Below are 13,819 nucleotides of genomic sequence, written 5' to 3'. Positions count from 1 at the left end.
AACTAAATATAAGTTCAATAAGAATTGAATTTATATTTGGTTTTAATAACCAAAATGTTCTTTAGAAATAAAGGATATGATATTTAAAAACATAATGTTAAAGTCTTAAAATTTTCTAGCGAATATTTAAATGAAAGTTTAAATATGAACTAAAATAAGAAACAATTTTTAAAACACAACTTTTTTATTGAATATAGTAATATATTTAATAAGATAGTAGCCAAGGAATAATTATTCAAACGGTGAAGTAATGTAAATTACTTTATCAACATAAAAAATAAGCTATTAAGGGCTAATGGTGGATGCCTAGACTGTAAGAGGCGATGAAGGACGTACTAGACTGCGATAAGCTACGGGGAACTGTCAAGAAGTTTTGATCCGTAGATTTCCGAATGGGACAACCCAGTATATAGAGATATATATTACACTGCAAAGTGGGCGAACCCGGTGAAGTGAAACATCTCAGTAACCGGAGGAAGAGAAATCAAATGAGATTCCGTTAGTAGCGGCGAGCGAACGCGGATTAGGACAAACCCTATGCTTGCATAGGGGGTTGTAGGACCAAGATATAAGATCAAAGAAGATAGAGGAAATAGTTGGAAAGCTATAGCATAGAAGGTGATACTCCTGTACTTAAAATCTTCAATGACTTTATTGGTATCCTGAGTAGGTCGGAACACGTGATATTTTGACTGAATCTAGGGGGACCACCCTCTAATCCTAAATACTACTTACAGATCGATAGTGAACAAGTACCGTGAGGGAAAGGTGAAAAGTACTCCAGTGAGGAGAGTGAAATAGAACCTGAAACCATTAGCTTACAATCATTCGGAGCCCTATGATTTATCAGGGTGACGGACTGCCTTTTGCATAATGAGCCTGCGAGTTGTGGTGTCTGGCAAGGTTAAGTCAAGTACGAAGCCGTAGCGAAAGCGAGTCTTAATAGGGCGAATTAGTCAGATGCTGCAGACCCGAAACGAAGTGATCTATCCATGAGCAGGTTGAAGCTGGTGTAAGAGCCAGTGGAGGACCGAACCGGTGGGCGTTGAAAAGTCCTCGGATGACTTGTGGATAGGGGTGAAAGGCCAATCAAACTTCGTGATAGCTGGTTCTCTCCGAAATATATTTAGGTATAGCCTTGTGTAGTAGCATATAGGGGTAGAGCACTGAATGGGCTAGGGCTGCTTACCGCGGTACCAAACCCTATCAAACTATGAATACTATATGTGTAATCACAGGAGTCAGGCGTAGGGTGATAAAATCCTATGTCGAGAGGGGAACAACCCAGACTAACAGCTAAGGTCCCAAAGTCATATCTAAGTGGAAAACGATGTGGAGTTACTGTGACAACCAGGAGGTTGGCTTAGAAGCAGCCATCCTTTAAAGAAAGCGTAACAGCTCACTGGTCTAGTGATTCTGCGCGGAAAATATAACGGGGCTAAGATATGCACCGAAGCTTTAGACTCAGATTTATCTGAGTGGTAGGAGAGCGTTCTATTCAGCGTTGAAGGTGTACCGGCAAGGAGCGCTGGAGCGGATAGAAGTGAGCATGCAGGCATGAGTAGCGATAAAAGAGGTGAGAATCCTCTTCGCCGAAAACCCAAGGTTTCCTACGCGATGCTCGTCATCGTAGGGTTAGTCGGGACCTAAGTCGAGTCCGAGAGGGGTAGACGATGGCAAATTGATTAATATTTCAATACCAACAAATAAGCGCGATGTGGGGACGCATAGAGTTAATCGAGCTCACTGATGGAATAGTGGGTCGAAGGACGTAGGCTGTAACTTAGGCAAATCCGGGTTACATTAGGCCGAGATCTTACAGGCTCTTGACACTCTTCGGAGGAGATAGAGAATCGATGATACTGTCGTGCCAAGAAAAGCCACTAAGTATATTATTTGTTGCCCGTACCGTAAACCGACACAGGTGGGTGGGATGAGTATTCTAAGGCGCGTGGAAGAACCCTGGTTAAGGAACTCTGCAAACTAGCACCGTATCTTCGGTATAAGGTGTGCCTACTTTGGTATAGAGATTTACTCTCGAAAGCTAAAGAGGTTGCAACAAAGAGTCCCTCCCGACTGTTTACCAAAAACACAGCACTTTGCTAACACGTAAGTGGATGTATAAGGTGTGACGCCTGCCCGGTGCTCGAAGGTTAATTGATGATGTTAGATTTATCGAAGCATTTGATCGAAGCCCGAGTAAACGGCGGCCGTAACTATAACGGTCCTAAGGTAGCGAAATTCCTTGTCGGTTAAATACCGACCTGCATGAATGGCGTAACGAGATGGGAGCTGTCTCAACCAGGGATCCAGTGAAATTGTAGTGGAGGTGAAAATTCCTCCTACCCGCGGAAAGACGGAAAGACCCCGTGCACCTTTACTACAGCTTGACACTGTAGCTTGGATATTCTTGTGCAGGATAGGTGGGAGGCTTTGATTCATAGACGCCAGTATATGATGAGCCATCCTTGAGATACCACCCTTGAATATTTGAGTTACTAACTACGTAGAGTTATCCTCTACTAGGACAATGTCTGGTGGGTAGTTTGACTGGGGCGGTCGCCTCCTAAAAAGTAACGGAGGCTTACAAAGGTTAGTTCATGGCGGATGGAAATCGCCAGTTGAGTATAATGGCATAAACTAGCTTGACTGTGAGACATACAAGTCGAACAGAGACGAAAGTCGGTCATAGTGATCCGGTGGTTCTGTGTGGAAGGGCCATCGCTCAAAGGATAAAAGGTACGCCGGGGATAACAGGCTGATCTCCCCCAAGAGCTCACATCGACGGGGAGGTTTGGCACCTCGATGTCGGCTCATCGCATCCTGGGGCTGGAGCAGGTCCCAAGGGTATGGCTGTTCGCCATTTAAAGCGGTACGCGAGCTGGGTTCAGAACGTCGTGAGACAGTTCGGTCCCTATCTTCCGTGGGCGTAGGAAAGTTGAGGAGATTTGTCCCTAGTACGAGAGGACCGGGATGAACGTACCACTAGTGTACCAATTGTTCTGCCAAGGGCATCGTTGGGTAGCTATGTACGGATGTGATAAGAGCTGAAAGCATCTAAGCTCGAAGCCAACTTCAAGATGAACTTTCCCTGAAGATCCCAGCAAGACTAGCTGGTTGATAGGCTAGGTGTGTAAGCGTTGTAAGACGTTTAGCTGACTAGTACTAATAGATCGTTTGGCTTTTTTTAATATATTTCTTGGTTTACTATCTTATTAAGTATATGCATACTTGATAAATGTGTGAATTGTTTCATTCATTAAGACTTTAACATTATCTTTACACTCATTACCTAATGTGAGTATAAAGAGTTTATTTAGAACTTTTTATACTCATATTGCTGGTGGTTACAGAGAAGTGGAAATACCCAGCCCCATTCCGAACCTGGAAGTCAAGCACTTCATCGCTGATAATACTGCAGGTTTCACTTGTGGAAACGTAGGCCGCTGCCAGCTCTTGAGTATATTTATTAAGCTTTTATCTATTTGAACTTCTCTAAAGTTCCTTTAGATAGAAGCTTTTTTTTTAGCTGAATTTTTTAGCCCCCATTCTTCTATTTTTATTTTACATATTCTTTTATTCTTCTTCCTATTACTTTCTTATTTACTTTACATGCAACTGTACCATCGCTCTAAGAACTCTTCTCTTTTATATTTACATATTTCTGCAATATTATTATTATTTAATTAAAATGACTCATCTCTCTTATGTAAAATCTAGAAAGTCTATTTAAAAATACATAGTATTTATAGATTTTTATCTACTTTCAATGAATAAATTTATAAAAATACTTAGATTTTTTTAATAAAAAATGAGTAGTTTTTTACTTTGATAGATAAATTAAAAGAGAAAAATACAAATTTGAAAATTCTTTTCTATGATTTTCTAAAGAAATCACTATCTTATTCTCAAAAAATCAAAAATAAACACAAACAAAGTAAAAAAATTGCCTTTTTTTATAAAGAAATTAAAGAATAATTCAAAATATAAAACAGAAACAATTTAAATTTATTTTAATAAACAATATATATATTGTGTTTATGCATTACTTTAATAATAATAGTTAAATTAAATGACAATTTGTAAAATTTAAGCTTTAATTTAGAAAAATCGCTTGACAAGCGAGAGATATTTGTCTATAATTCCCATCCAATTTCAGAGGAACGACAAGAAGTTCTAAAAGAGATTATGATCTTTAAAAACAGAAGGTTAATAAGAAGTAATTTTTATAAACCGAATATAGAATAAACGATATAAAAAACAAGAAATACAATTCTTGTCTATTTAAGTTTTTTACGAAAGTAAAAAGCATTTTGAGTGATAATTTTGTAATTTAATACAAAAATTGTCAGTTTCAAATACTTCATTTATGGAGAGTTTGATCCTGGCTCAGAGTGAACGCTGGCGGCGTGCTTAACACATGCAAGTCGAACGAGAACGGGTTATAGCTTGCTATAACTGTCAGCTAAGTGGCGCACGGGTGAGTAATATATAGGTAATGTGCCCTAGAGAAGAGGATAACATTTGGAAACGAATGCTAAGACTCTATATGCCTTTAAGACAAAAGTCTGCAAGGGAAATATTTATAGCTCTAGGATCGGCCTGTACGGTATCAGTTAGTTGGTGAGGTAATGGCTCACCAAGACAATGACGCCTAACTGGTTTGAGAGGATGATCAGTCACACTGGAACTGAGACACGGTCCAGACTCCTACGGGAGGCAGCAGTGGGGAATATTGCACAATGGGGGAAACCCTGATGCAGCAACGCCGCGTGGAGGATGACACATTTCGGTGCGTAAACTCCTTTTATATAGGAAGATAATGACGGTACTATATGAATAAGCGCCGGCTAACTCCGTGCCAGCAGCCGCGGTAATACGGAGGGCGCAAGCGTTACTCGGAATCACTGGGCGTAAAGAGCGTGTAGGCGGGTTAATAAGTTTGAAGTGAAATCCTATGGCTCAACCATAGAACTGCTTTGAAAACTGTTAACCTAGAATATGGGAGAGGTAGATGGAATTTCTGGTGTAGGGGTAAAATCCGTAGAGATCAGAAGGAATACCGATTGCGAAGGCGATCTACTGGAACATTATTGACGCTGAGACGCGAAAGCGTGGGGAGCAAACAGGATTAGATACCCTGGTAGTCCACGCCCTAAACGATGTACACTAGTTGTTGTGAGGCTAGACCTTGCAGTAATGCAGTAAACACATTAAGTGTACCGCCTGGGGAGTACGGTCGCAAGATTAAAACTCAAAGGAATAGACGGGGACCCGCACAAGCGGTGGAGCATGTGGTTTAATTCGACGATACGCGAAGAACCTTACCTGGACTTGACATAGTAAGAACTTATAAGAGATTATGAGGTGTCTGCTTGCAGAAGCTTATATACAGGTGCTGCACGGCTGTCGTCAGCTCGTGTCGTGAGATGTTGGGTTAAGTCCCGCAACGAGCGCAACCCTCGTCGTTAGTTGCTAACAGTTCGGCTGAGAACTCTAACGAGACTGCCTGGGTAACCAGGAGGAAGGTGAGGACGACGTCAAGTCATCATGGCCCTTACGTCCAGGGCTACACACGTGCTACAATGGGGTATACAAAGAGCAGCGATACGGTGACGTGGAGCAAATCTCAAAAATATCTCCCAGTTCGGATAGTAGTCTGCAACTCGACTACTTGAAGTTGGAATCGCTAGTAATCGTAGATCAGCAATGCTACGGTGAATACGTTCCCGGGTCTTGTACTCACCGCCCGTCACACCATGGGAATTGAACTCATTCGAAGCGGGAATGCTAAAGTAGCTACCCTCCACAGTGGATTCAGTAACTGGGGTGAAGTCGTAACAAGGTAACCGTAGGAGAACCTGCGGTTGGATCACCTCCTTTCAGAGAAAGAGATAAGATTCGATTCTTATCTCAGAAACTAACAAAGTTAGTAAAAAAAGGGAATATCGACCTTTTCTATATTCGGTTTATAAAGATTATTTATAATCTTTAAACATTCTTTATTTGATAATAAAGGATATGATATTTAAAAACATAATGTTAAAGTCTTAAAATTTTTCTAGCGAATATTTAAATGAAAGTTTAAATATGAACTAAAATAAGAAACAATTTTTAAAACACAACTTTTTTATTGAATATAGTAATATATTTAATAAGATAGTAGCCAAGGAATAATTATTCAAACGGTGAAGTAATGTAAATTACTTTATCAACATAAAAAATAAGCTATTAAGGGCTAATGGTGGATGCCTAGACTGTAAGAGGCGATGAAGGACGTACTAGACTGCGATAAGCTACGGGGAACTGTCAAGAAGTTTTGATCCGTAGATTTCCGAATGGGACAACCCAGTATATAGAGATATATATTACACTGCAAAGTGGGCGAACCCGGTGAAGTGAAACATCTCAGTAACCGGAGGAAGAGAAATCAAATGAGATTCCGTTAGTAGCGGCGAGCGAACGCGGATTAGGACAAACCCTATGCTTGCATAGGGGGTTGTAGGACCAAGATATAAGATCAAAGAAGATAGAGGAAATAGTTGGAAAGCTATAGCATAGAAGGTGATACTCCTGTACTTAAAATCTTCAATGACTTTATTGGTATCCTGAGTAGGTCGGAACACGTGATATTTTGACTGAATCTAGGGGGACCACCCTCTAATCCTAAATACTACTTACAGATCGATAGTGAACAAGTACCGTGAGGGAAAGGTGAAAAGTACTCCAGTGAGGAGAGTGAAATAGAACCTGAAACCATTAGCTTACAATCATTCGGAGCCCTATGATTTATCAGGGTGACGGACTGCCTTTTGCATAATGAGCCTGCGAGTTGTGGTGTCTGGCAAGGTTAAGTCAAGTACGAAGCCGTAGCGAAAGCGAGTCTTAATAGGGCGAATTAGTCAGATGCTGCAGACCCGAAACGAAGTGATCTATCCATGAGCAGGTTGAAGCTGGTGTAAGAGCCAGTGGAGGACCGAACCGGTGGGCGTTGAAAAGTCCTCGGATGACTTGTGGATAGGGGTGAAAGGCCAATCAAACTTCGTGATAGCTGGTTCTCTCCGAAATATATTTAGGTATAGCCTTGTGTAGTAGCATATAGGGGTAGAGCACTGAATGGGCTAGGGCTGCTTACCGCGGTACCAAACCCTATCAAACTATGAATACTATATGTGTAATCACAGGAGTCAGGCGTAGGGTGATAAAATCCTATGTCGAGAGGGGAACAACCCAGACTAACAGCTAAGGTCCCAAAGTCATATCTAAGTGGAAAACGATGTGGAGTTACTGTGACAACCAGGAGGTTGGCTTAGAAGCAGCCATCCTTTAAAGAAAGCGTAACAGCTCACTGGTCTAGTGATTCTGCGCGGAAAATATAACGGGGCTAAGATATGCACCGAAGCTTTAGACTCAGATTTATCTGAGTGGTAGGAGAGCGTTCTATTCAGCGTTGAAGGTGTACCGGCAAGGAGCGCTGGAGCGGATAGAAGTGAGCATGCAGGCATGAGTAGCGATAAAAGAGGTGAGAATCCTCTTCGCCGAAAACCCAAGGTTTCCTACGCGATGCTCGTCATCGTAGGGTTAGTCGGGACCTAAGTCGAGTCCGAGAGGGGTAGACGATGGCAAATTGATTAATATTTCAATACCAACAAATAAGCGCGATGTGGGGACGCATAGAGTTAATCGAGCTCACTGATGGAATAGTGGGTCGAAGGACGTAGGCTGTAACTTAGGCAAATCCGGGTTACATTAGGCCGAGATCTTACAGGCTCTTGACACTCTTCGGAGGAGATAGAGAATCGATGATACTGTCGTGCCAAGAAAAGCCACTAAGTATATTATTTGTTGCCCGTACCGTAAACCGACACAGGTGGGTGGGATGAGTATTCTAAGGCGCGTGGAAGAACCCTGGTTAAGGAACTCTGCAAACTAGCACCGTATCTTCGGTATAAGGTGTGCCTACTTTGGTATAGAGATTTACTCTCGAAAGCTAAAGAGGTTGCAACAAAGAGTCCCTCCCGACTGTTTACCAAAAACACAGCACTTTGCTAACACGTAAGTGGATGTATAAGGTGTGACGCCTGCCCGGTGCTCGAAGGTTAATTGATGATGTTAGATTTATCGAAGCATTTGATCGAAGCCCGAGTAAACGGCGGCCGTAACTATAACGGTCCTAAGGTAGCGAAATTCCTTGTCGGTTAAATACCGACCTGCATGAATGGCGTAACGAGATGGGAGCTGTCTCAACCAGGGATCCAGTGAAATTGTAGTGGAGGTGAAAATTCCTCCTACCCGCGGAAAGACGGAAAGACCCCGTGCACCTTTACTACAGCTTGACACTGTAGCTTGGATATTCTTGTGCAGGATAGGTGGGAGGCTTTGATTCATAGACGCCAGTATATGATGAGCCATCCTTGAGATACCACCCTTGAATATTTGAGTTACTAACTACGTAGAGTTATCCTCTACTAGGACAATGTCTGGTGGGTAGTTTGACTGGGGCGGTCGCCTCCTAAAAAGTAACGGAGGCTTACAAAGGTTAGTTCATGGCGGATGGAAATCGCCAGTTGAGTATAATGGCATAAACTAGCTTGACTGTGAGACATACAAGTCGAACAGAGACGAAAGTCGGTCATAGTGATCCGGTGGTTCTGTGTGGAAGGGCCATCGCTCAAAGGATAAAAGGTACGCCGGGGATAACAGGCTGATCTCCCCCAAGAGCTCACATCGACGGGGAGGTTTGGCACCTCGATGTCGGCTCATCGCATCCTGGGGCTGGAGCAGGTCCCAAGGGTATGGCTGTTCGCCATTTAAAGCGGTACGCGAGCTGGGTTCAGAACGTCGTGAGACAGTTCGGTCCCTATCTTCCGTGGGCGTAGGAAAGTTGAGGAGATTTGTCCCTAGTACGAGAGGACCGGGATGAACGTACCACTAGTGTACCAATTGTTCTGCCAAGGGCATCGTTGGGTAGCTATGTACGGATGTGATAAGAGCTGAAAGCATCTAAGCTCGAAGCCAACTTCAAGATGAACTTTCCCTGAAGATCCCAGCAAGACTAGCTGGTTGATAGGCTAGGTGTGTAAGCGTTGTAAGACGTTTAGCTGACTAGTACTAATAGATCGTTTGGCTTTTTTTAATATATTTCTTGGTTTACTATCTTATTAAGTATATGCATACTTGATAAATGTGTGAATTGTTTCATTCATTAAGACTTTAACATTATCTTTACACTCATTACCTAATGTGAGTATAAAGAGTTTATTTAGAACTTTTTATACTCATATTGCTGGTGGTTACAGAGAAGTGGAAATACCCAGCCCCATTCCGAACCTGGAAGTCAAGCACTTCATCGCTGATAATACTGCAGGTTTCACTTGTGGAAACGTAGGCCGCTGCCAGCTCTTGAGTATATTTATTAAGCTTTTATCTATTTGAACTTCTCTAAAGTTCCTTTAGATAGAAGCTTTTTTTTTAGCTGAATTTTTTAGCCCCCATTCTTCTATTTTTATTTTACATATTCTTTTATTCTTCTTCCTATTACTTTCTTATTTACTTTACATGCATACGAAGTTGATTTATTTAGTTTATAAAAGGCTCATGCTAAGAGAGAATACTACTCTAAGTATTTATTAGTATGAATCTTTATTAAAATACATACCAAGGTTAAATCTTATTGCGTATCTTGGTTTAAAATCTTGTTCTCTACTATAATAGTTCTCTGGAACTGTATCTAGATATAACCACTTTTTTATAAAATGTCTATATTTTAATTTTAAGGCATATCTTTTTACTTTCATATCTGAATCTATATTATTTATGTTTGTATTTGCTGTGTATCTTATATAGTCTTTATTCGTTAGTTTTTGATCTAAATAGATTGAACTATAGAATTCACTATCATTTTTTTTCTGTGATTGCAAATAATGTTGATAGAAATTATGTGCTGATAATGTTTCATTTAAAGGTCTATCTATCTTAAAATAACTTGTTGATTCTAAATCATTTAAATTTGAGTATTTAAATGCTTGACTTAATGTATATATATAATTACTGTTTGGATTTTCAAAAGTTCTTTTTGCTTCTATTTTTATAAATGGATCAAGTTTAGATTTTATTTTTAGACCAACTTTTGTTTTTAGATTTATTTTGTTTCTAAGTGTTTTATAATAGCCTAAAGCTAAACTTACATCATCGTTTTTACTGTTTGATGTTTTGTTTTCTACATTATCAATAGTATCTCTTTGTTCATCTGTTTCTATTTCTAAATGTATAGCTTCTTTTAGTCTTGGAAGTTTTAGTTTAATTTTTACCCTTTGATCAAGAACTATGCTTTCATGTTGATTTTGTGAAGCTGAGAACTCTAATAAACCATAGGCATTATGATAGTCTAGATTATCAACTGTGTCTTCAAAGAAGTAGTTATCTACCTTTATTGATGTGTTTATTATCGATGAATGAATAGTTTCTCTAAAGTCATTTGTGTTTTCTATAAAATCATCTAAAAAGGTTTTATTATCTATTTGATTTGCATAAGATAAAGTGCTTGCTGTTAAAATACTTAATAAAATCTTTTTTTTCATGTATTACTCTTTCTTGCTTGATATTGTATGTTTAATTTATGACACATTTTTATTCCATATAAATATATTATCCAAGATATATATATCCAAAAAAATGTAAATAAAAGTGTGGCTAAAGAACCATATATTGTAGTGTATGTTTTATTATAAATAACATAATATACAAATAGGTTTTTAGTTATTGACAAAATAATAAGGGTTACAAGGGATGATATTAGTGCTGCTTTATCATCTATATATCTATTTACACTATATTTAAATAGTGAATAAAAAATAAGCCACGAAAATAAATATGAAAAAATTATATTTAGAATATTATTGTCATAGAAAGCTGTTACTATATTTAGTGCTGCAAATATTATAGGTAGCATAACTAAATATAAAGAATAGAAAATAAAAGAGAAATGTATTGATTTTCTTTTTGATTTGTGAATTTTATTTACTATATACTCATAGTCTTTAAAGAACATAATAAATACAAATAACATATAAACTATTCCTAACCAACCCAATTTACTAGAATTTGAAATATAGTCTTTTAGTGTTGTTACAATATCTGCTGAGTGTGTTGGATTTATAATATTAAATATATAATCAATAAATATATCTATATAGGCTTGAAATTCTTGAAAGCTTGAAATAATTGCTATAAGTAAAGCAATTATGGGAAGAATAGAAAAGATAGTAAAGAAGCTTAAACTAGCTGCGTAATATGTTGTATCATCATTAAAAAATGAATCAATTCTTGATATTATCTTTTTTGTTAAGCTATCTTTTTTATCTTTACTATTCATTTGTCATTAAAGTCCCATTTTAAATGGATTTAAAATATTATTTGGATCAAAGGCTTTTTTAATACTTCTAAATAGTTCAATTTCTGCTTCATTAAAAGCTATATTCATAAATGGTGCTTTTGATAAGCCAATGCCATGTTCTCCTGATAAAGTTCCACCCATGTCACAAACCATTTGGAATATATCTTCAATCGCTTTGTGCCCATCTTCCATTTCTTTTGGATTTGTTTTGTCTTTTACCATTACATTTACATGGATATTTCCATCTCCTGCATGTCCAAAACATGGTACATTAAAGCCATACTTTTCACCAATTGCATAAATAGCATCTAATGCTTCCGGAAGTTTTGATCTAGGTACTGAAATGTCTTCATTTAGTTTTTTTGTTCCATAAATCATTGTTGCAGGACTTGCATTTCTTCTTGCAAACCAAAGTGAATTTCCATGTGCTTCATCTTTTGCTTCAATAAAACCAACTGAACCAAATTTTGCAAATGCTTCTTTTAATGTTTGAATTTGTGAGTCAACTTCTGCTTGTGATGAACCATCAACATCTCCAACTAAAATACCACCTGCATTTTCAGGTAGCTCTACTTGAGGAAATTTCTCTTTTAATGCTTTAATAACTAAAGCATCTAAAAATTCCATTGCTACAGGATTAGCTCCTGCTGCAAGTGATTTAAATACTGCATTCATAGCTTTATTCACATCTGGAAATACACCCATATATGTTTGTTTAAATTTTGGTTTTGGAATTAATTTTAAAGTGATTTCTGTGATTATTGCTAATGTTCCTTCACTTGCTATTAAGATACCTGCTGTGTTATATCCTGCAACATCCTTAATAGTCTTTTTACCTGCTTTAATTATTTCACCATTAGGTAAAACAGCTCTTAATGCTACTACATAATCTTTTGTAATACCATATTTTGCAGCTCTCATACCACCTGCGTTTTCACTTACATTTCCACCCAAAGTTGAGTAGTTTTCACTTGCTGGATCTGGTGGATAAAATAATCCAACTTCTTCAACTGCTTTTTGAAAATCCATATTAATAAGTCCTGGTTGAACTACACCAACCATATTTTCCATATCAATTTCTAATAGTTTGTTCATATGTCTTTCAAGTGATAAAATAATACCACCATTTGATGGTAATGCTCCACCTGTAAATCCAGAACCTGCACCTCTTGGTACAATTACTATTTTGTTTTCATTACAAAATCTTAAGATTTTTGAAATATCTTGTTCGTCTCTTGGGAAAATTACTGCATCTGGTTCAAATCTCTCTCTTGTTGCATCATAACAATAAGCAATTAAGTGAGCTTTGTCAGCTTTTACATTTTCTTCTCCAACAATAGATGTTAAATAATCTAAATGTTCTTTTTCTATCATTAGTTAATTCCTAAAATATTTTTATAATAGTCTTCATAACTATTAGTTTTAGATGATTTTTTTTCATCAAGCTTGTCTTCTTCATCTAATAAAAAGTTTAAAATAGATAAATCAAAACTAAAGTCAAAATCTAAAGGAGCATCTTCTATATCTTCAATTCTTGTATAGAATGGTAATTCAGATTTTGAAGAATTGTAGTTAATATCATAATTTGTTAATGTTTTAAATGTTTTTACATCTACTACATATACTTTATTTTCAATAACTATAAATATAGTTCTTAGGTTTTGTTTGATTGCAAATTCTTGAATAGACTTTTTAGAAGGTAATGCTTCTTCATTTACTTTAAGTTGCGCTGCAAATACATCTGAGTGTAAAAAATTATTGTATTTGAAGTTTTCTCTTACAATTTGGAATGCTTCTTGATTTGGAGCTATTAGCATTGATGAAGTGTAAAGATAATTAAGTGCTAAAATATCACCTTTTTGTACTTCTCTTTTTGAAGTTGGTAAAGCATCTTGTTTTATATCATTAAACTTACTAAACTCTACAGTAGAACTTGTGTCATCAGAGCTTATAACTTTTGCATTTGCAACTATAAGTCTTTTATCTCTGTCGTGAAGATGTATAACGACTCCACTTTGACCAACTATTAAGTTCCCAATATCAATTACTGTTTTATTGTCTTTGATATTATCAATTTTTACACCAAAAGCTTGATATGAAAGTTTTTGAGTATTTTCATTTGTATCAACTTTTTTTATCTCTTTTTTTGTTAGTTTGTCATTTGTAAGTAAATATTTATAACTTAAAGAGTTTTGGTTTGAGTCAATTTTTATATCTAATACTCTCCAACCTTTTTCTTCCATATCTTTTACTGAAAATTTTCCTTCACATAAACCACCATCAAGTTTTGTAGTTTCAATTGTTGAAGGTGTATTCCACTTATCTTTATAACAAACTGTTGTTTCGGCACTTGCAAGTGTTGCACTTAAAAGTAAAGATGAACCAATAATTGTAATTTTGTTTAAAAGTCTATTCATTTTATTT

The 13,819-nt window shown here is 37.3% G+C and carries 4 protein-coding genes and 5 rRNA genes; 5 read left to right on the top strand and 4 right to left on the bottom strand.

All coding sequences use genetic code 11. The annotated features are described in order from the left end of the window. Nucleotides 1–275: 275 nt before the first annotated feature. The 5 genes from NJU99_RS11040 to rrf (NJU99_RS11020) all read left to right on the top strand — a co-directional run bounded on the left by NJU99_RS11040 (nt 276) and on the right by rrf (NJU99_RS11020) (nt 9,401). Nucleotides 276–3,190 (top strand): 23S ribosomal RNA (locus NJU99_RS11040). A 149-nt stretch (nt 3,191–3,339) separates the two neighbouring features. Further along, nucleotides 3,340–3,455 (top strand): 5S ribosomal RNA (rrf, locus tag NJU99_RS11035). Between the two features lie 911 nt (nt 3,456–4,366). Continuing rightward, nucleotides 4,367–5,883: ribosomal RNA gene (locus NJU99_RS11030) — 16S ribosomal RNA — on the top strand. A gap of 338 nt (nt 5,884–6,221) precedes the next feature. Continuing rightward, a 23S ribosomal RNA gene (locus NJU99_RS11025) occupies nt 6,222–9,136 on the top strand. A gap of 149 nt (nt 9,137–9,285) precedes the next feature. Continuing rightward, nucleotides 9,286–9,401, top strand: a 5S ribosomal RNA gene (rrf, locus tag NJU99_RS11020). Together the 16S, 23S and 5S rRNA genes form the textbook arrangement of a ribosomal RNA operon. A 228-nt stretch (nt 9,402–9,629) precedes the next feature. Here rrf (NJU99_RS11020) and NJU99_RS11015 read toward each other — a convergent pair. The 4 genes from NJU99_RS11015 to NJU99_RS11000 are packed head-to-tail and all read right to left on the bottom strand — an operon-like array spanning nt 9,630 to nt 13,812. Then, nucleotides 9,630–10,580: a hypothetical protein gene (locus NJU99_RS11015; RefSeq protein ID WP_254575962.1), complete on the bottom strand. Its 951-nt coding sequence runs from the start codon at nt 10,578–10,580 to the stop codon at nt 9,630–9,632. Next, entirely contained in the window at nt 10,577–11,374 is a 798-nt protein-coding gene (locus tag NJU99_RS11010; RefSeq protein ID WP_254575961.1) for a YihY/virulence factor BrkB family protein, read from the bottom strand. The genes NJU99_RS11015 and NJU99_RS11010 overlap by 4 nt, the downstream gene beginning before the upstream one ends. A 6-nt stretch (nt 11,375–11,380) precedes the next feature. Then, nucleotides 11,381–12,769 (bottom strand): FAD-binding oxidoreductase, encoded by a 1,389-nt coding sequence (locus tag NJU99_RS11005; protein WP_254575960.1) that lies wholly within the window; start codon nt 12,767–12,769, stop codon nt 11,381–11,383. Continuing rightward, complete coding sequence (locus NJU99_RS11000) at nt 12,769–13,812, bottom strand: plasminogen-binding N-terminal domain-containing protein (RefSeq protein WP_254575959.1); 1,044 nt, start codon at nt 13,810–13,812, stop codon at nt 12,769–12,771. The genes NJU99_RS11005 and NJU99_RS11000 overlap by 1 nt, the downstream gene beginning before the upstream one ends. Nucleotides 13,813–13,819: the final 7 nt, after the last annotated feature.

The sequence above is a fragment of the Arcobacter roscoffensis genome (genome assembly GCF_024267655.1).
Classification (GTDB): domain Bacteria; phylum Campylobacterota; class Campylobacteria; order Campylobacterales; family Arcobacteraceae; genus Arcobacter_B; species Arcobacter_B roscoffensis.
This window is presented reverse-complemented; position numbering and strand designations above follow the sequence as displayed.

Coding starts and splice junctions, on each gene's coding strand:
- NJU99_RS11015 (WP_254575962.1), bottom strand. CDS start 10,580: ATGAAAAAAAAGATTTTATTAAGTATTTTAACAGCAAGCACTTTATCT.
- NJU99_RS11010 (WP_254575961.1), bottom strand. CDS start 11,374: ATGAATAGTAAAGATAAAAAAGATAGCTTAACAAAAAAGATAATATCA.
- NJU99_RS11005 (WP_254575960.1), bottom strand. CDS start 12,769: ATGATAGAAAAAGAACATTTAGATTATTTAACATCTATTGTTGGAGAA.
- NJU99_RS11000 (WP_254575959.1), bottom strand. CDS start 13,812: ATGAATAGACTTTTAAACAAAATTACAATTATTGGTTCATCTTTACTT.